This window comes from Streptosporangium sp. DT93, from assembly GCF_049844535.1.
Classification (GTDB): Bacteria; Actinomycetota; Actinomycetes; order Streptosporangiales; family Streptosporangiaceae; genus Streptosporangium.
The window spans coordinates 17003-35133 of the sequence record NZ_JBNCLF010000025.1 but is presented as its reverse complement, the minus strand read 5'-3'; the positions used below and the strand labels follow the sequence as shown (position 1 = coordinate 35133).

Genomic DNA, 18131 nt, shown 5'->3' with positions numbered 1-18131 from the left:
CCGCCGCCCGCCGCCCCCCGACCACCCGCGGCCGGCCCGGCGACCCCCCCCCCGGCCGGGTCACCGCGGCGGCCCGCGCGGGATCTCACGTGGAGGTTCCGCGCGGGGCCGGGACGGTCAGAGCCGGAGCGCCTCCTCCTGGGCGGCGGTGAGATCGCTGGGCCACAGGCGGTACACGTTCAGGCGCGTCTCGTAGTACTTGTCGGTCTCCCCGGCCCACTGCATGCCGATGCGCCGGGCCACCCCGGCGCCGCGCTCGTTGTTCACCCGCACGACCGCGACGAGCTCGTGGGCGCCGATGGAGAACGCCCACCCGGCCAGGGCGCGGCCCGCCTCGGTGGCGTAGCCGTTCCCCCAGGCGTCGGGGGCGAGCTGCCAGCCGATCTCGATGTCCTCCTCGTCGGGCGGGAGGTAGCGCAGGGACAGGCCGCCGACGATGCGCTGGTCGGAGTTGCGGACGACGGCCCAGCGGCCCAGCGGGGGCGTCAGGGTCAGGCGGCTGCCCGCCCACGACTCCAGGGTGGCCCGCATCGCGTCCTCACCCTCCAGGCGGTTCATCGCGGGGGAGAGCCAGCGGGTGACCTCGGGCACCCCGTAGATGGCCAGGGCCTCTCCGGAGTCGTCGGGACTCCAGTCACGTACCGTGAGGCGGTCGGTGGTCAGTAACGTCATGATCTTCCTCTCCCTGACGAGCGGGCCCGTGGCCATGCGGCGATGAGAGAACGTGGATCAGAAGAAGGATCATTCCTTGCCTGAAATGTCCGATGTATTGCCCTTGTGAGGGTACGCCTATCCGCTCGTTCCCGGCCAGGCCGGGTCATCCCTCCAGGGCGTACTGCATCACCCGCAGCTTGGCCTGGGCCTCGGCCAGCTCGGAGGCGGGGTCGGAGTCGCCCATGATCCCGCAGCCGGCGAAGAGCCGGGCCCGGGAACCCTCGATCTGCGCGCAGCGCAGCGCGATCCCCCACTCACCGTCGCCCCGGGCGTCGATCCAGCCGACCGGGCCCGCGTACCCGGCCCGGTCCATGCCCTCCAGGTCGCGGATGACGCCGAGCGCCTCCCCGGTCGGGGTGCCGCCCACGGCGGCGGTCGGGTGCATGGCCTCCACCACGTCCAGCACCGAGGTCCCGGCGGGCAGCCGCCCGGTGACCGGGCTGGCCAGGTGCTGGACGTTCGCGAGCACCAGCAGCTCGGGGTCCTCGGGGATCTTCAGCTCGGCGCAGAGCGGGTCCAGCGCCTCGCGTACCGAGGCGACCGCGCAGGCGTGCTCGTGGCGGTCCTTCTCCGAGGCGAACAGGGCCGCGCCGCGCGCCATGTCGTCGGCCCGGCCGGTGCCCCGCGCGATCGTCCCGGCCAGCACCAGCGACTCCAGCGTCTCCCCGGTACGCCGGACCAGCAGCTCGGGGGTCGCGCCGACCAGCCCGGCGCAGGAGAACGTGTAGCAGTCCGGGTAGCGGGCGGCCAGCCGGGTGAGCAGCAGGCGGACGTCGATCGCCCGCTCGGCGACCGCGGTCAGGTCGCGGGCCAGGACGGTCTTCTCCAGCAGGCCCGACCGGATCCGCCGGACCGCGCGCGCCACGGCGTGCTGCCATTCCGGCGCGGTCAGGCTGCCGTCCCCGTACCGGATCCTGCCCGGGTCGCGGAGCGGGGTGACGGCGTCGAGCCGCCCCTCGCCGACGGTGGTCAGCCAGGCGCGGCCGTCGCGGCGGGCCAGGATCGTCTCGGGGACGACCAGGAGCGATCCCCGCGCGTCCGGGTCGAAGGTGAACGAGCCGAAGGCGACCGGTCCCGAGCCGGGGGCCGTCACGTCGTCGTCGACGTGCGCCTCGCCGAAGAGGCCAGAGAGCCGGTCACGGGCCCACTCGAACCGCCGGGGGCCGGGGGGGACGGTCAGGCGGACCGCCTCGCCCCACGCGACGAGCCCCTCTCCGCGCCTGACCCAGGCGTAGGGGGCGGCCTCGGGGAGCCGCGAGAACAGGTCGCCGGGGTCCTCGACGGGGGTGGTTCTCACCATGAGAGGACGAGTCGATCCGAGCGCTACACTCACCCCCGCCACTCTATGCGGGAAACTGAACGTGTTCGACGGCTGATCCCCTCGCAGCACACCCGCCACGTCGTGTCAAGAAAACCAAGGCACTCGGTCAACGGAGCCTGCCGCTCCGACCTGCGGTGATAGATCCGAAGCAGACGCGATCTCGCAGCGGAGGTGTCATGCTTCGCAGGACTGTGACAGCACTCACAGGGCTGGCCGTCCTCACCCTCGCCCCGGCCGTCCCCGCGGGGGCGGCCGGGGCGGACAGAGCGGCAGAGGCGGCAGGGACGACTCGAGCGACTCAAGCGACTCGGTCGGCTCAGGTCGTCCGGGCGGCCGACGCCTGGCGTCCGAGGGTCATGGCCGCGCTCGGCGACTCCATCAGCGCCGGGTTCAACGCCTGCGGCTGGTACGTCCCCTGCGTCTCGCGTTCCTGGTCGACGGGGGACCACCCGAGCGTCCGCAGCCACTACCTGAGACTGCGCGATCTCGGCCCCGGCACCTCGCCGCGCGTCGAGAACCTCGCCGTGCCCGGCTCCACCAGCGCCGGTCTCGCGGCCCAGGTGACGCGGGCGATCTCCCTGCGGGCCGACTACGTCACGATCCTGGTCGGCGCCCAGGACGCCTGTGTGCCCTCCGAGCGGCTGATGACCCCGGTGGACGTCTACGAGAGCCGGGTGGCGCAGGCACTGGCGGCGTTCCGGGCGGGACGGCCCGGCGGCCGGGTGTTCGTGGCGAGCGTTCCCGACGTCGGGCGGCTCTGGCGGATCGGCAGGAACAGCACGGTGGCGCGCGGCTTCTGGGCGGTGGGCCGGATCTGCCCCTCCATGCTGGCGCGGCCCACCTCGACGTCGGCGGCCGACCGGGCCCGCCGCGACCGCGTGCGCGCCCGGATCTCCGATTACAACGCCGCCCTCGCCAGGATCTGCGCCGCCTACGGCCCCGCCTGCCGGTACGACGGGGGCGAGGTGTTCGCGCAGCCGTTCACCCTGGACCACGTCAGCAGGTGGGACTTCTTCCACCCCAACGCGGCCGGTCAGCGGCTGATCGCGGAGAAGACCTTCCGGGTGATGCGCGACTGGCTCGCCGAGGACGACACCGCTCCCGTCGTGGAGCCGCTCCCGGCCCCCTGACGAATCGGGGGCCGGGGAAACCGCGACCGGGCCCGTCGTTCAGAGCCAGCCGTTGTGACGGGCGGTGCGGGCGGCCTCGATGCGGTTGCGGGTGCCGGTCTTGCCGATCGCCGCGGACAGGTAGTTGCGCACCGTGCTCTCCGACAGGTGCAGCCGGTCTGCGATGTCGGCGACCGTCGCGCCGTCGGCCGCCACGGCCAGCACGTCCCGTTCGCGATCGGTCAGCGGGCTGGTGCCGGTGCTCAGCGCGGCGGCGGCCAGCCCGGGATCGATCACCTTCTCGCCCGCCAGGACCCGCCGGATCGCCGCGGCCAGCTCCTCGACGGGGCCGTCCTTGACCAGGAACCCGGCGGCGCCCGCCTCCATCGCCCGGCGCAGGTAGCCGGGCCTGCCGAAGGTGGTCAGGATCAGCACCCGGCACCCCGGCAGCCGGTCCCGCAGCCCGGCGGCGGCGTCCAGGCCGCTGATCCCGGGCATCTCGATGTCCAGCAGCGCCACGTCCGGCCGCGCGCCGAGCGCGACCGGGACGACCTCGTCGCCCCTGCCGACGGTGGCGACCACCTCGATGTCGTCCTCCAGGTCCAGGAGCATGGCCAGCGCGCCGCGCATCATGCCCTGGTCCTCGGCCAGCAGCACCCTGATCATTCGAACGCCTTCCTGTACGGGAACCGGCCGGTCACGGGAGCGTCACCTTCAGCAGGAAACCTCCGGCCCCCGGCGCCGGGCCGGCCTCCAGTGTCCCGCCGAGCGCGGCGGCCCGCTCGGACAGGCCGCGCAGGCCGTTGCCGAAGGACGTCCCCCCGTCCCCCCGGCCGTCGTCGCGGACCTCCAGCGTCGTGCCCCGAAGGGAGATCGAGCAGGTCCGGGCGGAGGAGTGGCGGACCACGTTGGTCACGCCCTCGCGCACGGCCCAGCCCAGCAGCGCGTCCGCCTCCGGCGTGGGCGTGTCCCCGGTGACGGTCACCGTGGCGGCGACGCCCGCGTCGGCCAGGACCGTGCGCGCGGTGTCCAGCTCGGCGGCCAGGCCGCGCCCCCGGTAGCCGGTGACCGCGGCCCGCACCTCGTGCAGCGCCTCCCTGCCGAGGACCTCGATGTCGGCCGCCTGCGAGGCCGCCGCCCCGGCGTCACGTGAGGCCAGCCTCCGTACGGCCTCCGCCTTGACCACCATCACCGAGAGCGTGTGCCCGAGCAGGTCGTGCAGGTCACGGGAGAAGCGCAGCCGCTCCTCGGCCACCGCGACCCGGGCCAGCTCCTCGCGGGTGTCGTGAAGCTCGCCGATCACCGAGAACAGCCGCAGCACGATGCTGACCACCAGACCGCCGATGGCCGTCCCCCAGCTCGTCAGCGAGATGCTCTCCCAGCTCGCCCCCGCCCGCCACATCACCGTGACCAGCGCGAAGGCCACCACGGTGAGCAGGAGGTAGACCAGCCTGCCGCGCAGCACGGCGCCGCAGGCGATCGTCATCAGCGGCGCCAGGAAGAACCAGTCCTGGGCGACTCCCGCCAGCAGCAGGAAGGTCACCCCCAGCAGCCCGGCCAGCGCCACGGCCGCCCAGCGCGGCCGGCCGGTGAACGACAACCGGATGCACAGCACGTACAGGACGGCGAAGGCCCCCAGGCCCAGCGCGGCCGGGAGCACCGGCCGCACGTCCCCCTCCACCAGGTCGCTGAGCGGGGGATAGGCGACCAGCAGCCAGGGATAGAAGGCGAGCTGCCCCGGCCCTCCGCGTCCGCGTCCCGGCCCTCCGCGTCCCGGCGGCCCCGCCGTTCCCCGGGAGGCGTCCCGTTCCGCCGCGCGCGAATGCCCCCACGGGGTCCACCGGCCCCGGAGCACCCGGCGGGCCCGCGGCCCCTCGCGCTTGCTCACCGCAGGCCCTCCGCTCACGGGGAAACTCCTATCACGCGCCTCACGCCAGGCGCCCGGCCCTGCGGTAGGCGTACACCGCCAGGGCGCCGAAGACGACCAGCCAGCCGCCCAGGATCAGCGCCGTGCCCATGTCGGGCGCCTGGCCGAACGCCACCCGGCGCGGCAGGTCGGCGTAGCCGAAGCTCGGCGTCCACCCCGCGAGGGTCCTCATCCAGCCGGGGAAGCCCTCGACGGGCATCCAGAGCCCCCCGACGACCGCCAGCCCCAGGTTGGCGGCGATGTTGAGCACGGCGGCGGTCTGCCCGCTGAACAGGTAGCCGAAGGCCAGCGCGAGCATGATGAAGGGCAGCGAGCCGATCCACAGCAGCGGCACGATCGAGAGCCACTGCCAGACCTGCAGGCGCACCCCGTTCAGCAGCGCCCCCGCCAGGGACACCCCGCAGATCGCGGGCAGCACCACGAGCATGCCGGTGGCCGCCCTGCCCATGACCACCCGCGACGGGGCCAGCGGGGTGGTCCGCAGCATCCGCAGCCAGCCCGCCGTGCGGTCCTCGGCGATGCCGGTGCCGTTGTTGAAGGCCGAGCCGATCGCCCCGAAGGCGGCCATGCTGACCATCACGTACACGGCGGCCGAGACGCGGTCGGCTCCCGTGACGCCGAGGTTGGTGAACAGCAGGTACATCGCCACGGGCATCACGAAGCCCATGATCACGTATGCCGGGTCGCGGAGGATCCTGACGACCTCCAGGCGTATGTAGGCGAGCATCAGGCCTCCACCTCCGTCAGTGCGATGAACGCGTCCTCGAGCGCGGCGGGCGCCACCTCGATGTCCCGTACGGCTCCCGCCCCGGCCAGCGCCGTCACGGTGGCGTCGCCGTCGCGGGTGCTCAGGTGCACGCGACCGTCGCGGGCCCGCACGGAGGTGACCCCCGGCAGGCGTGCCAGCCGGGCGGCCTGCCCGGCGTCGGCGGTGACGCTGACCGTGGTGAGCGAGACCAGGCGCTTGATCTCCCGGCTGGTGCCGTCGGCCGCGACCCGGCCCTTGTCGATCACCACCACCCGGTCGGCGTACTCGTCGGCCTCCTCCAGGTAGTGGGTGGAGAACAGCACGGTCCTGCCGCGCGCGGCGAAGGCGCGCATGCTCTCCCAGAACTCCCGCCTGGCGCGCACGTCCAGCGCCGCGGTGGGCTCGTCCAGCAGGATCAGCTCGGGGTCCCCGGCCAGCGCCAGCGCGAAGCGCAACCGCTGGGCCTGGCCTCCGGAGAGCCGCTCCACCCGGCGGCCTGCCAGCTCCTCCAGCCCGGCGGTGGCCAGCACCTCGGGCACCGGGAGCGGCGTCCGGTAGGTCCGGGAGACGAAACCGACGAGCTCGCCGACGGTGGTCCGGGGCACCAGGCCGCCCTCCTGGGGCATCGCCGCCAGCCGCCCGGCGCGGATCGCGTCCTCGGGCGCGCCCCCGAGGACGCGGACGCTCCCCGAGGTGGGGGCCAGCAACCCGAGCAGCAGCCCGATGGTCGTCGACTTCCCCGCGCCGTTGCGCCCGAGCAGGGCGACGGTCTGCCCCACGGGGATGTCCAGGGTGATTCCGTCGACGGCCCGTACCGCCCCGAAGTGTTTGGTGAGATCACCGAGCGACACCGCGTGACCCGTGCCGCCCGTGCCGCCCGTGCCGCCCGCGCCGTTCGCCGTGCCGCTCGTCGCGCCCGTCGCGGCCCTCGTGCCCGCCGTGCCTGTCGTGCTTGTCATGGGAGAGACGCTACGGAAGGCCCCGGGGCCCAGGTAGAGCCATCGATCCGGACCCGGGCAGGACAAATGTCACCCGCCACGCCCCCGCGGACGGGACGGCCCCGAGGACGCGCCCGGTCTGTAGCCCCCGCCCCGGCTTCGGTTCAGGCCGCCTCGTCCCGGACCGCCTCGTCCCGGACCGCCTCGTCCCGGACCGCCTCGTCCCGGGTCGTCTCGTCTCAGGTCGCGAGGGCGGCGAGCGCGGCCGCGGTCTTCTCCGGCTCGGAGAACATCGGCCAGTGGCCGGTGGGCACCGCCGCGAAACTCCACTCGGGCCCGGAGAGCGCCGCGAAGTACGGGTGACCGGAGGCGATCATGGCGTGCACCTGCTCCAGCGGGAACGAGCACGTCACGAGCGTCTTGGGCAGCGCGTCCGCGCCGCCGCCGAGCCTGAGGGGCTGGGTCAGCGTCCCGTACGGCTGCGGGACCGCGCGGGAGGAGAACCACGCGCGCTCCGCCTCGCCCAGCCCCTCCAGGCTGACCCCGGCCCGCTCGTGCTCCTCCCAGGACGGGGGCGGGTACCCCGTGCCGCCGCCCTCCTCGGCGACCCGCCGCCCGACGAGCTCGCGCTCCCCGGGCTCCCTGACGTCCAGCTGGGTCATGCCGTCGGCCAGCGGCCCGCTGTCGAGGTAGACGATCCGCGCGACGCGCCCGGGGACCCTGTCGGCCGCGCCGGTGACCGGCGCCCCGGCCCCGCTGTGGGCGACGAGGATCACCTCGCTCAGGTCCGCGAAGACGATCGTGTTGACGATGTCCTGGACGTGGGTCTCCAGGTCGACCCCGGGACCCGCCAGGTGGGCCCGGTCCCCGACCCCGGTGAGCGTGACCGGATGGACCTCGTGACCGGCCTCGCGCAGCGGCCGGGCGACCTTCTCCCAGGCCCAGCCGCCGATCCAGAAGCCAGGAACCAGAACGTACGTGCTCATTTCTCTCTCCTCTGTCCGCCTGGTTCCACCGTAGGATCGAATCCGGACAGTATCGGTCCTGATTCGTGAGGAATGTGTGTGACGGCCGCCCGGGTACTCGCCCTGCTGGAGGTGCTGCAGGCCGCCCCCGGCCTGACCGGCCCCGAACTCGCCGCCAGGCTGGAGGTGGACGAGCGTACGGTGCGTCGCTACGCGGTGCGGCTGTCGGAGCTCGGGGTGCCGGTCCAGGCCGGCCGGGGCCGTTACGGCGGCTACCGCCTGCTGCCGGGCTACCGGCTGCCGCCGCTCATGCTCACCGACGACGAGGCCACCGCCGTGGTGCTGGGCCTGCTGGCCGGCAGGCGCACCGGGCTGGCGGTGGGGGAGGCGGCGACCGGGAGCGCCCTGGCCAAGATCCAGCGCGTGCTCCCCGGCCCGCTGCGCGAGCGCGTCGACGCGGTGTCGCAGACGCTGGACCACACCGGCCGCGCGGCGCCGAGGGTGAACACGCCGAGGGCGGCCCCGCTGCTCGCCCTCGCCGGAGCCGCCCGGCACCGGGTCACCGTGCGGCTGGCCTACCGTTCCTGGCGCGGCGACGCCTCGGCGCGCGACCTCGACCCGTACGGCATCGTCTTCCACTCCGGCCGCTGGTACGTCGCGGGGTTCGACCACGCCAGCGGGGAGGTGCGGACCTTCCGGGTCGACCGGGTGGCGGACGTGGCGCGCACCGAGCGCGGGTTCACGGTCCCCGAGGGCTTCGACCCGGTCGCGCACGTGGTCGGCTCGCTGGCGGCGGTGCCCTACCGGCACGAGGTCAGGGTGCTGCTGCGGGAGACCACCCTGGAGGAGGCCGCCGCGCGGATCCCCGCCGCCACGGCGACCCTGAGCGAGACATCCGGCGGGGTGCTGCTCGTCACCCGCGCCGAGCGGCTGGACGGGATGGCGCAGATGCTCGCCGGTCTCGGCAGGCCGTTCACCGTCGTCACCCCGTCCGCGCTGCGCGACGAGGTCAGATCCCTGGCCGCCCGCCTCCTGGCCTGCGCCGGCGAGGACCCGGGGGAGTGATCGGCGGAGTGATCGGCGCCGGGAGGCCGGGCAGGCCAGGAGGCGCCGCCACCGGTCGCTTGACGAGAGTGGTCCTCATGTCAGTTACTGATAGTAACTAATCGTACATCGTCTATCATGCCGAGGAAGGCTCGGAGGAAAGCAGGACTCATGGCTGTTCAGGCGGTCACCCGCCGGGAGAGGGTCCGGCAGAGCACGTTGCGGGAGATCCGTTCCATCGCCCGCCGGTTGCTGATCGCGGTCGGGTCCTCCGGCGTCACGGTCAACGCCGTGGCACGTGAGATGGGCATGAGCGGACCGGCGCTCTACCGCTACTACTCCAGCCACGAGGAGCTGGTGGAGGCGGTGACCGCGGACTTCTTCACCGAGCTGACCGAGGTGATGCGGGCGGCCCGTGACGACGCCGAGGCCGGCACGCCCTCCCATCGCCTCCTGACCACCTGCCGCGCGATGCGGTCCTGGACGATCGCCCACCGGCCCGAGTTCGGGTGGATGTTCGCCAGTCCGCCCCCCAGGACGCACGAGCCGAACTCCACGTCCGTCCGCTACCGGGCCAAGCAGGACTTCGAGCGGGTGTTCTTCGACCAGGTCGTGGAGATCTGGCGCACGCGGCCGTTTCCCGTCCCCGCCCTGGAGGAGCTGGACGCCCCCCTGCGCGAGCGGTTGCGCGACTACTCGGCGGAGATGGACGGCCTGCTTCCCCCGGAGGCGGCGCACGTGTTCCTGTCGTGCTGGATCAGGCTCTACGGCCTGCTGTGCATGGAGGTCCTCAACCAACTGGAGTTCTGCTCCGACCTGGAGTCGTTCTTCGAGGAGTGCCTGCGCGACCTGTGCGCGATGCTCGGCCTGGAGTACGAGCCGCCCCCGGTACGCCCGGCGTAGCCGGGGCCGCGGCGCGGAGGGGGCGGGTCACGGCGCGGAGGGGTGACGCCGATCCGCGCACACGCCCCCTCCCCCCTCCCCGGCGACGGCGCCTCGTGGCCGGCCCGCTCTTCCCGCGGCTTCGGCCCGCCCTCGGGCCCGTTCGGGCCGACGGCCCTTCCCGGCGTGTCCTCCTGCCCGGCCGCGCTCGGCACCCCCGTCCCCCCGGCCGGCGTGTACGGCCGGCGATCCGTGCGAACCGGCCGGTTCGGCATGCCCGGGCGTTGACAGATAGGGAGCGTTAAATTAGTTTGAGGCTGTAACTGAAGTTAGAGCCTCAAACATTCGAGCGTGTGACACCGAGGTGCGACGAGCGCGAGCGGCTCGGCCGCCACCGGACGTCCGGTGTCCCGTGCCCGGCGTGCCCGGGCTCTCCGCCGGTGACGATCGGCTCGGTCACCGGTCGTCAACCCCTCCCCGCGAAAGGACGGTCGGCCGATATGCCCAGGACGCGGTACGGCGGGATGCCCGCCATCGTGGTCACGGCGATCCCCATGTTCATGGTCGCCCTGGACCACCTGGTGGTCACCAACGCGCTCACGCAGATGGTGGAGACCTTCCGGCCGACCCAGGCGCAACTGCAGTGGGTGGTGAACGCCTACGTGCTGGCGTTCGCGGGCCTGCTGCTCGCCGGTTCCGCGCTCGGCGACCGGTTCGGCCGGCGTCGCGTCTTCCTGTCCGGGGTGCTGCTCTTCACGCTCGCCTCAGGGGCCTGCGCGATGGCGGGGTCGATCGAGTCCCTCATCGTCGCGCGCGTGCTGCAGGGCCTGGGCGCGGCGGCCGTGCTGCCCATCTCCCTCACGCTGGCGGTGGCCGCGGTGCCACGGTCCAGGCGCGAGACGGCGGTCGGCGTCTGGGGCGGCGTCAACGGCCTGGGGATCGCCGCGGGCCCGCTCGTCGGCGGACTGGTGACCGAGGGGATCGACTGGCACTGGATCTTCTGGATCAACGTGCCCGTCGGGCTCCTGACGCTGCCCCTCGCGCTGCTGACGGTGCGGGAGAGCAGGGGCGAGGACCGCACCGTCGACCTGCCGGGCACCTGCCTGATCACCGGGGCGGTCGTGCTGTCGGTCTGGACCGTCGTCAACGTCCCCGACCTGGGCTGGACGGACCCGTGGATGCTGCTCTCCTCCGGCTGCGCGCTGCTGTCCCTCGTGCTCTTCCTGTGGTGGGAGCGCAGGGCCGAGGAGCCGTTCGTGCCGACGCGGCTCTACCGGGTGCGGCCGTTCATGCTCAGCAACCTCGTCTCGCTGACCATGTACTTCGGCGTCTTCGGCGCGGTGTTCTTCCTGATGCAGTACCTGCAGGGGCCGCTGGGCTTCTCCCCGCTGGAGGCGGGCCTGCGCACCCTGCCCTGGACGGCGATCCCCATGGTCGCGGTGCCCCTGACGAGCCTGCTCGTCGGACGGGTCGGCGGCGGGATCCTCCAGGCGATCGGCGCCGCGGCGCAGGCGGTGGCCCTGGGCTGGCTCGCCCTCGTCGTGACGGCGGGCGCCTCCTACACCTCCATGATCCCGGCGCTGGTGATCGCGGGGCTCGGCATGGGCATGGTCTTCGCGGCCAATCCGTCCGTGGTCGTCGGGTCGGTGCCCGACCGCGACCACGGCAAGGCGACCGGGATCAACAACACGATCCGCGAGTTCGGCGGCGCGCTCGGCGTGGCGGTGCTGACGATGGTCTTCACCGGGGAGTACGCCGCCCACCGGATCGGCGACCCGGCCGAGGCGGCCGAGGCGTTCGTGTCCGCCCTGCGTCCGGCCCTGTGGCTCGGCGCGGCCGTCGTCCTCCTCGGCGCCGTGGCGGCACTGTTCATCGGAAGGCCCGGGGCGTCCCGGCCGGCCCTCTCCCCCGGGGAGAGGGCGTCCACGGACACCACGTCCGTCGGATGACCGCCGGCGGGGCCGCCCCCGCCCCGCCCGGTCCCGTCACGGGCGGCGGGGCGGAGGTCCCGGCGCGGGTGCCGACGGGGACCCGCCGCCTTCCTCACGTTCTCGTTCCACGGTCGCCGGAAGAGCGGCGAGAAGAGGAGACAGTCGATGGAGACAGCCGCCATGACGTTCAGTGTCGTCCTGGCCGTGTCCTTCCTGGGCTCGGGAGCCATGAAACTGTTCGGCCGGTCCACGGTCGTGGTCGGCCTTGAGGAGTTGGGCGTCGGCCGGTCGGCGGCCGCCGTCATCGGGGCGCTGGAGCTGGCGGCCGGCGCCGGGCTGCTGATCGGCCTGGCCGTCAGGTGGCTGGGCGTGGCGGCCGCCGCCGGGCTCGTGCTGCTGATGGCCGGCGCCGTCGTCACGCACGTGCGGGCCGGCGACTACTCGGACGCGGGGCGCCGCCCGCCGGCGCTGATGCCGGTGTTCCTGGTCGTGTTCTCCGCGGTGACCCTGGCACTGCTGATCGCCACCCTCTGAGGGGGCGGCGCCGCCTCCCGGCCGGACCGGCGCCGCACGGGGAGCACGGCGGACCTCCCACCGGCGTCGAGCGCGACCTCCCCGGCGTCGAGCCCGCTTTCCCCGGCGTCGGGCGCGGCTTCCCCGGCGTCGGGCGCGGCTTCCCCGGCGTCACGACCGGGTGGGAGGGATCAGGGAACGCGGCCCCCGGGCTGGCGCGGCGGCAGGCGCGGCACCGCCAGCCGGGGCCTGGCCGCCGCGTTCGGGGTGTGCGGCGGCTGCAGGACCAGGCGTTCCAGCGCCACCTCGATCGCCCGCTCCAGCTGGGTGTCCACCCCGGCCGCGTAGTCCTGCGGGGTGATGTCCACCTCGATGTCCGGATCGGTGCCGTAGTTCTCCACCCGCCAGCCCACGTCGTCGAAGGCGAAGGAGAACTCCGGCTGGGTGGTGACCGTCCCGTCGGCCAGCCGGTGCCGGGGCCAGATGCCGATCACCCCGCCCCAGGTGCGCTTGCCGATCAGCGGTCCCAGGCCCAGCAGCTTGAACGTGTGGCTGAAGATGTCGCCGTCGGAACCCGCCCACTCGTTGGTGATCGCCACCATCGGGCCGCGCGGCGACTCGTCGGGGTAGGGCTCGGGCACCCCCCAGCGCGGGAAGTCGTAGCCCAGGCGGCGCCGGGCCAGCTTCTCCAGCAGCAGCGCCGAGACGTGGCCGCCCCCGTTGAAGCGGACGTCCACCACCAGGGCCTCGCGGTCGTACTCGGCCAGGAAACCGCGGTGGAACTCGGCGTACCCCTCCGGGCCCATGTCCGGGATGTGCAGGTAGCCGATCCGGCCGCCCCCGCGCTCGTGGCAGCGGGCCCGGTTGGCCTCCACCCAGTCGCGGTAGCGGCCCGGCTGCTCGTCGCCGATCGCCCGGACCGTGACGGTCCACCTGTCGTCCCCGCGCCGCACGGTGAGCTGCACCTCCTGGTCGGCCTGGTTGACCAGCAGCTCGTCCGGGCTGACGTCCGCGCCGACCGGCTGGCCGTTGACGGCCAGCACCACGTCACCGGGCCGTACGTCCACGCCGAGGCGGTTGAGCGGCGAGGTCGCCTCGGGGTCCCACCGGTCGCCGCCGACGATCCCGGCGATCCGGTGGACGCCGTCCTCGAAGGCCCAGTCGACGCCGAGCTTGCCCTGCCGGTAGTGCGGCCGGGACCGGTAGGCGCCACCGCTCTCGTAGGCGTGGGAGGTGCCCAGCTCGCCCAGCAGCTCCCACAGCAGGTCGGAGAACTCCCCCCGGGTGGTGACCCGGTCCACCAGCGGCAGGTAGCGCAGGTAGACCCCGTCCCAGTCGAGCCCCGCCATGTCCTCGGTCCAGAAGTTCTCCCGCTGCAGCCGCCAGGCCTCCCGGAACATCTGCCGCCACTCCGCCTCGGGCCGGACCGACACCTTGACCCGCGACAGGTCCACCCAGCCGCTCGCACGGCCCGGCGTGTCGTCGTCCTCCGGCTCCCCCTCCCCGGCCCTGATCATCCGCAGCCGCGCGCCGGACCGGTAGAGCAGCGTGTCGCCGTCGCGGCCCAGCCGGAACTCCGACACGTCCCCGGCCAGGGTCTCCTGCTTCTGCTTGGCGAAGTCGTACACGTGCAGGGTCCCGTCGGAGGACTCGGCGTAGTCGTCGCCGATGCTCCCCTCGACGGGGAAGGTCAGGTAGACCGCCTTGCCGTCGATCCCGGCGATGGCCTCGTAGCGGCCCTCGGGGACGGGGAAGACCACGACCCGGTCCTCGATGCCGTCGAGGTCGATGACCACCTCGGGCACCCCGTCGTCCTCGCCGTCCCCGTCCTCGCCGTCCTCGGCGTTCCCGTCGCCCTCCTCGCCGGCGTTGTCGTCGCCGTCGCCGTCGTCCTTGAGCGGCCGGGGCGTGGGGACGAAGGGCGAGGGCACGTCGGCCCGGAGCGCGATCGCGTACGGGCGGGAGCCCAGCGGGAAGCCGAGGTCGAACTGCAGCTCGTCGTAGACGGGGTTGAAGACGCGCCGGCCGATGAAGTACAGGTAGTCGCCGCCCGGGGCGAAGAACGGGCGTCCGTCCCAGAGCAGCGGCCGGGTGGCGAGGAAGGTCTCGCCCGTCTCGACCCGGCACAGCTTCACCGCGGTGGTCTGCGCGGTGTCCTGGCAGGCGTACGCCAGCCACCGGCCGTCGGGGGACCAGGCCAGGTCCTCGATCGCGCCGAACCTGCTGGAGTCGACCACCCTGGCGCGGGCCCGGCCGTCCCCGGCGCTCCGGCCGGAACCCGCCCGGCGCCCGGCGGCGGGACCCCCGCGCCCGGTGCGCCCGGTGCCTTCCTCGCCGCGCCCCTCGGGCCCGAGGTCCACCAGGATCAGCTCGTTGCGGTGGTTGGCCACCGCGAGGACATCCGCCACCGGCGAGACCTCCAGGGCGACGGCGCGGCCGGTGTCGAGGTGGTCGAGCCGGACGGGGGCGGCGCAGCCGTCGGCGGACAGGACCACCAGCACCTCGCGGTCGCCCTCGTCGCTGGCCGCCGCCACCAGCCGCTCACCGTCGCCGAGCCAGTTCAGCAACCGGTAGCGGACCCCGTACAGCGACCCGTGCTGGCGGACCGGGCCCTCCCAGCCGGCGAAGGAGAACGCCTTGCCGCGGGTGGTGACGGCCAGGCCGCTGCCGTCGGGGCTGAGCGTGGCGTGCTCCAGGAAGTCCTCGGCCGGGGCGAACCTGCGGTTGCGCTGGGTACGGGAACTGCGCAGCCGCACCTCGATCGGGCGCGACTCCCCCTCCTCCACCAGGTACAGCTCGGCCCCGGCGTGGTAGACCAGCCTGCGGCCGTCGCCGGAGAGGTTGCGGGCGTAGTAGTCGGCGTGGTCGGAGTGCCTGCGCAGGCCCGCGCCGTCGGAGTCGCAGGAGTAGACGTTGCCGACGCCCTCGTGGTCGGAGATGAAGTAGATCCGGTCCCCGGCCCAGCAGGGGGAGGCCAGGTTGCCGGGCAGCGAGGTGAGCCGCCGGAACCCCCCGCCGCCGGCCTCGATCCACAGGTCGCCCACGGTGCCGCCGCGGTACCGCTTCCACCGGGCAGGGTCGGCGGTGTTGCGGCCGAGCACGATCCGCGGGCCGTAGGAGACGGTGTTGGCCGGTCCGTAGGGCAGGCGCTCGGGCATCCCGCCCGGTTCCACCCGGTGCAGCCACCTGCGGCCCTCGAAGGGCTGCCCCTGGTCGCTGGCGTAGACGATGCCGCCGCTCGGGTCCCAGCCGGTGACGCTGGAGCGTGCCCCGTGGTAGGTCACCCGCCGGGCCGCGCCACCGTCGGCGGGCATCACGTAGACCTCCTCCGGGCCCTCCTCACGGCCGGCGAAGGCGAGCCGGTCGCCGCCGGGGGAGAAGCGGGGATACCCCGCCTCGGCCACCCCGGCGGTCAGCCGGAAGGCCCGCCCGCCCTCGGCGGTGACCATCCACAGGTCGTCCTCGGCGGCGAAGACGACCACGTCGCCGAAGATCGTCGGAAAGCGAAGGTAGGCGGGCATCGTGTCACTCCAGGATCGGGCGACGGGAGGTCACCTCGGTCGCCCGATCATGATTTCACGCCCCCGGAGGCCGGCCGTCCCGTCCCCCCTGGTGGGCCGGCCCCGTCTCCGGCATCCTGGTGTCGGACCCGCCCGACTGCTTCTTCGCCTGCTTGGCCGACCGCGACGCCTTCATGGCCGCCTTCTTGCTCTTCCCGGAGACCTTCGCGGCCTTGCCGGAGTCCCTGGAATCCCTGCTGTCCGTCATCGTTTCCCCCGTGATGCTCGACGGATGATGCCCATGATCAGGCATACAGAGCTTTTGATACCCCTTCCGGGCATCGGCCACCCGTGTCCCGGCGTTCGCCGCAGCCGTGGGAAAACCGGTTGCGGCCGTACGGGGGCGCGTCCGACCATGGACGCATGTTCCGGCACGCCGACCTCGTGACGCCCGCCACCGCGGGCGCGCCCGAGCGTGCCTCGACGCCCGCCGCGCAGCGGCTCGACGGCGCGGAGCGCTGACCCTTTCCCGTGCGTCCCAGGTGACCCGGCGGGGAGGGGTCGGCCGAGCACGGGTCACCGCCACGGGCGAGCGTCAGGAAAGACAACGATCATGGCCAAGCAGGCCTACGTGCGGACCAAGCCGCACCTCAACATCGGCACGATGGGACACGTCGACCACGGCAAGACCACGCTGACCGCGGCGATCACCAAGGTGCTCAGCGAGCGGGGCGGGGCGACCTACGTCCCGTTCGACCGGATCGACCGGGCCCCCGAGGAGGCGACGCGGGGCATCACCATCAACATCTCGCACGTCGAGTACGAGACGGCCACGCGCCACTACGCGCACGTCGACATGCCGGGCCACGCCGACTACGTGAAGAACATGATCACGGGGGCGGCGCAGCTCGACGGGGCGATCCTGGTGGTCTCCGCGCTGGACGGGATCATGCCGCAGACCCGCGAGCACGTGCTGCTCGCGCGCCGGGTCGGCGTCGAGCACGTCGTGGTCGCGCTCAACAAGTCCGACGGGGCCGACCCGGAGCTGGCCGACCTCGTCGAGCTGGAGCTGCGCGAGCTGCTCGACGAGCACGGCTACCGGGACACGCCCGTGGTCAGGGTGTCGGGGCTGCGGGCGCTGGCGGGCGACGCGGAGTGGACGGCCTCGATCGAGGCGCTGCTCCAGGCCGTCGACGACCACGTCCCGGTGCCGGTGCGCTACACCGGGGCGCCGTTCCTGCTGCCGGTGGAGAACACGCTCACCGTCACCGGCCGGGGCACGGTCGTCACCGGGGCGATCGAGCGCGGCACGGTCAAGGTCGGCGACACCGTCCAGGCCGTCGGGCTCGGCGAGGGGTTCACCGCGGTCGTCACCGGGGTCGAGACCTTCGGCAGGACCATGGAGCGGGGCGAGGCCGGGGACAACGCGGCGCTGCTGCTGCGCGGGGTCCGCCGCGAGCAGGTACGGCGCGGCCAGGTGCTGGCCGCGCCGGGCACCCAGCGCGCCCACCGGCTCCTCACCGCCACCGTCCGCCTGCTGACCGCGGCGGAGGGCGGGCGGAGCACGGCCGTCGCGACGGGCTACCGGCCGCAGTTCTACCTGCGGACGACCGACGTGCCGGGCCGGATGGACCTGGGCGGCACGGGTCTCGCGCTGCCGGGCGAGACGGTCGAGGTCACGGTCGAGCTGGGCAGGCCGGTGGCCCTGGAGGCCGGTCTGGGCTTCGCGATCCGCGAGGGCGGCAGGACCGTCGGCGCGGGCACGGTGACGGCCCCGCTCGACTGAGGAACGGGCCGTCCGCCCCGCGGGGGCGCCGCGGGCGGACGGCCCGGCCCGTTCCGGGCGCCGTGGGGCGGACGGCCTGGTTCGCGGCGTCGTCGCGGGGCGGGCCGTCTGGTTCGTACCGGTGTCGCGGGGTGGACGGGAGACGGTCAGGGGCGTCCGGCCCGGTGGAATGTCGAGATCGTTCCGAAGGCTGGGAATCGCCCGACCCCGGCGGCAAGGCCCTTCCGGCCCCCGGCGCGGGCATGATCCCGTGTTCTGATCGCCTCCGGGAAAAGAAGAGGTAAATCAACGCCCTCGGAACGGATAACGATCTTCACGATTGGGCAGAACGTCCGCACACGGCTTGCGTTCCGGGGAGGTGCTGCATGGCCTGGTCGCAAGACGAAGAGCGCATGCTGCTGCAGATCGAGCGCTACCTCGTCGACGAGGATCCACGGCTCGCGGCGCGGCTGGAGTCGTTCAACGAGCGGGTCCAGCGCAACGAGGGTGGTGGCCGCAGGCGCGCCGCCCGGAAACGGCGCGAACGCCCGTCGGCGCGTATCCGCCGCTCCACGGTCATCATCATGTTCAGCTGGCTGCTGATCGCCACCCTGATCGCCACACTTCTGATCATGGTCCTGCGTCACGAGGCGGTCGCGGCCCTTCCGCTGTGATCACCGCCCCTGCCTCCCGCCAGGCCGTCCCCGCGCGCCGAGGCGCGGGCGACGGGCCGTGAGCGGCGGGGCGTGAGCGGCGGGCCGTGGGCCACAGGGC

16 protein-coding genes are annotated in these 18131 nt (G+C 73.7%); 7 read left to right on the top strand and 9 right to left on the bottom strand.

Annotated features, from left to right (window positions below):
• Positions 1-117 precede the first annotated feature (117 nt).
• Together ACLQ2R_RS35030 and ACLQ2R_RS35025 are read right to left on the bottom strand one after the other, a co-directional pair.
• A complete protein-coding gene (locus tag ACLQ2R_RS35030; RefSeq protein ID WP_386247677.1) occupies positions 118-672 on the bottom strand; it encodes a GNAT family N-acetyltransferase in 555 nt (184 codons plus the stop codon).
• 145 nt (positions 673-817) lie between these two features.
• Positions 818-2014, bottom strand: coding sequence for an isochorismate synthase (locus ACLQ2R_RS35025; protein WP_425965713.1), 1197 nt, complete (start codon positions 2012-2014; stop codon positions 818-820).
• Between the two features lie 377 nt (positions 2015-2391).
• Between ACLQ2R_RS35025 and ACLQ2R_RS35020 the strand changes: the two genes are divergently transcribed.
• A complete protein-coding gene (locus ACLQ2R_RS35020) occupies positions 2392-3165 on the top strand; it encodes a GDSL-type esterase/lipase family protein (RefSeq protein WP_425965712.1) in 774 nt (257 codons plus the stop codon).
• Positions 3166-3204: 39 nt separating this feature from the next.
• Here ACLQ2R_RS35020 and ACLQ2R_RS35015 read toward each other — a convergent pair whose 3' ends face one another.
• The 5 genes from ACLQ2R_RS35015 to ACLQ2R_RS34995 form a co-directional block, all read right to left on the bottom strand.
• Positions 3205-3810 (bottom strand): response regulator transcription factor, encoded by a 606-nt coding sequence (locus ACLQ2R_RS35015; RefSeq protein ID WP_425965711.1) that lies wholly within the window; start codon positions 3808-3810, stop codon positions 3205-3207.
• Positions 3811-3841: 31 nt separating this feature from the next.
• On the bottom strand, positions 3842-5050 hold the full coding sequence (locus ACLQ2R_RS35010) for a sensor histidine kinase (RefSeq protein ID WP_425965710.1): 1209 nt from the start codon (positions 5048-5050) through the stop codon (positions 3842-3844).
• Between the two features lie 22 nt (positions 5051-5072).
• Positions 5073-5798, bottom strand: a complete 726-nt coding sequence (locus tag ACLQ2R_RS35005) for an ABC transporter permease (protein ID WP_425965709.1) — start codon at positions 5796-5798, stop codon at positions 5073-5075.
• Positions 5798-6778 carry an ATP-binding cassette domain-containing protein gene (locus tag ACLQ2R_RS35000; RefSeq protein ID WP_425965708.1) on the bottom strand — a complete coding sequence of 327 codons (981 nt, stop codon included), beginning with the start codon at positions 6776-6778 and terminating at the stop codon, positions 5798-5800. Before ACLQ2R_RS35000 ends, ACLQ2R_RS35005 begins: the two co-directional genes overlap by 1 nt.
• A 218-nt stretch (positions 6779-6996) precedes the next feature.
• Complete coding sequence (locus ACLQ2R_RS34995) at positions 6997-7743, bottom strand: alpha/beta fold hydrolase (RefSeq protein ID WP_425965707.1); 747 nt, start codon at positions 7741-7743, stop codon at positions 6997-6999.
• A gap of 78 nt (positions 7744-7821) precedes the next feature.
• Here ACLQ2R_RS34995 and ACLQ2R_RS34990 point away from each other — a divergent pair, with 78 nt between their 5' ends.
• The 4 genes from ACLQ2R_RS34990 to ACLQ2R_RS34975 all read left to right on the top strand — a co-directional run bounded on the left by ACLQ2R_RS34990 (position 7822) and on the right by ACLQ2R_RS34975 (position 12113).
• The gene (locus ACLQ2R_RS34990; RefSeq protein ID WP_425965706.1) at positions 7822-8787 is read left to right on the top strand and encodes a helix-turn-helix transcriptional regulator; all 966 of its coding nucleotides are present in this window, start codon (positions 7822-7824) and stop codon (positions 8785-8787) included.
• 150 nt (positions 8788-8937) lie between these two features.
• Positions 8938-9669: a TetR/AcrR family transcriptional regulator gene (locus tag ACLQ2R_RS34985; RefSeq protein WP_425965705.1), complete on the top strand. Its 732-nt coding sequence runs from the start codon at positions 8938-8940 to the stop codon at positions 9667-9669.
• 479 nt (positions 9670-10148) lie between these two features.
• Entirely contained in the window at positions 10149-11597 is a 1449-nt protein-coding gene (locus ACLQ2R_RS34980; protein WP_425965704.1) for an MFS transporter, read from the top strand.
• 162 nt (positions 11598-11759) lie between these two features.
• Positions 11760-12113 (top strand): DoxX family protein, encoded by a 354-nt coding sequence (locus ACLQ2R_RS34975; protein ID WP_425965703.1) that lies wholly within the window; start codon positions 11760-11762, stop codon positions 12111-12113.
• A gap of 170 nt (positions 12114-12283) precedes the next feature.
• Here the strand turns inward: ACLQ2R_RS34975 and ACLQ2R_RS34970 are convergent, their stop codons facing one another.
• Together ACLQ2R_RS34970 and ACLQ2R_RS34965 are read right to left on the bottom strand one after the other, a co-directional pair.
• Positions 12284-15613 (bottom strand): S41 family peptidase, encoded by a 3330-nt coding sequence (locus ACLQ2R_RS34970; RefSeq protein ID WP_425965702.1) that lies wholly within the window; start codon positions 15611-15613, stop codon positions 12284-12286.
• Between the two features lie 55 nt (positions 15614-15668).
• Complete coding sequence (locus ACLQ2R_RS34965; protein WP_425965701.1) at positions 15669-15860, bottom strand: hypothetical protein; 192 nt, start codon at positions 15858-15860, stop codon at positions 15669-15671.
• Positions 15861-16205: 345 nt separating this feature from the next.
• Here ACLQ2R_RS34965 and tuf point away from each other — a divergent pair, with 345 nt between their 5' ends.
• Both tuf and ACLQ2R_RS34955 read left to right on the top strand, forming a co-directional pair.
• A complete protein-coding gene (gene tuf, locus ACLQ2R_RS34960) occupies positions 16206-17378 on the top strand; it encodes an elongation factor Tu (RefSeq protein ID WP_425965700.1) in 1173 nt (390 codons plus the stop codon).
• Between the two features lie 365 nt (positions 17379-17743).
• Entirely contained in the window at positions 17744-18031 is a 288-nt protein-coding gene (locus tag ACLQ2R_RS34955) for a DUF3040 domain-containing protein (RefSeq protein WP_425965699.1), read from the top strand.
• Positions 18032-18131: the final 100 nt, after the last annotated feature.

What these genes read in the sequence shown, in the direction of transcription:
- ACLQ2R_RS35030 (WP_386247677.1), bottom strand. Translation starts at nt 672, where the DNA reads ATGACGTTACTGACCACCGACCGCCTCACGGTACGTGACTGGAGTCCC.
- ACLQ2R_RS35025 (WP_425965713.1), bottom strand. Translation starts at nt 2,014, where the DNA reads ATGGTGAGAACCACCCCCGTCGAGGACCCCGGCGACCTGTTCTCGCGG.
- ACLQ2R_RS35020 (WP_425965712.1), top strand. Translation starts at nt 2,392, where the DNA reads ATGGCCGCGCTCGGCGACTCCATCAGCGCCGGGTTCAACGCCTGCGGC.
- ACLQ2R_RS35015 (WP_425965711.1), bottom strand. Translation starts at nt 3,810, where the DNA reads ATGATCAGGGTGCTGCTGGCCGAGGACCAGGGCATGATGCGCGGCGCG.
- ACLQ2R_RS35005 (WP_425965709.1), bottom strand. Translation starts at nt 5,798, where the DNA reads ATGCTCGCCTACATACGCCTGGAGGTCGTCAGGATCCTCCGCGACCCG.
- ACLQ2R_RS35000 (WP_425965708.1), bottom strand. Translation starts at nt 6,778, where the DNA reads ATGACAAGCACGACAGGCACGGCGGGCACGAGGGCCGCGACGGGCGCG.
- ACLQ2R_RS34995 (WP_425965707.1), bottom strand. Translation starts at nt 7,743, where the DNA reads ATGAGCACGTACGTTCTGGTTCCTGGCTTCTGGATCGGCGGCTGGGCC.
- ACLQ2R_RS34985 (WP_425965705.1), top strand. Translation starts at nt 8,938, where the DNA reads ATGGCTGTTCAGGCGGTCACCCGCCGGGAGAGGGTCCGGCAGAGCACG.
- ACLQ2R_RS34980 (WP_425965704.1), top strand. Translation starts at nt 10,149, where the DNA reads ATGCCCAGGACGCGGTACGGCGGGATGCCCGCCATCGTGGTCACGGCG.
- ACLQ2R_RS34975 (WP_425965703.1), top strand. Translation starts at nt 11,760, where the DNA reads ATGACGTTCAGTGTCGTCCTGGCCGTGTCCTTCCTGGGCTCGGGAGCC.
- ACLQ2R_RS34970 (WP_425965702.1), bottom strand. Translation starts at nt 15,613, where the DNA reads ATGCCCGCCTACCTTCGCTTTCCGACGATCTTCGGCGACGTGGTCGTC.
- ACLQ2R_RS34965 (WP_425965701.1), bottom strand. Translation starts at nt 15,860, where the DNA reads ATGACGGACAGCAGGGATTCCAGGGACTCCGGCAAGGCCGCGAAGGTC.
- tuf (WP_425965700.1), top strand. Translation starts at nt 16,206, where the DNA reads ATGGCCAAGCAGGCCTACGTGCGGACCAAGCCGCACCTCAACATCGGC.
- ACLQ2R_RS34955 (WP_425965699.1), top strand. Translation starts at nt 17,744, where the DNA reads ATGGCCTGGTCGCAAGACGAAGAGCGCATGCTGCTGCAGATCGAGCGC.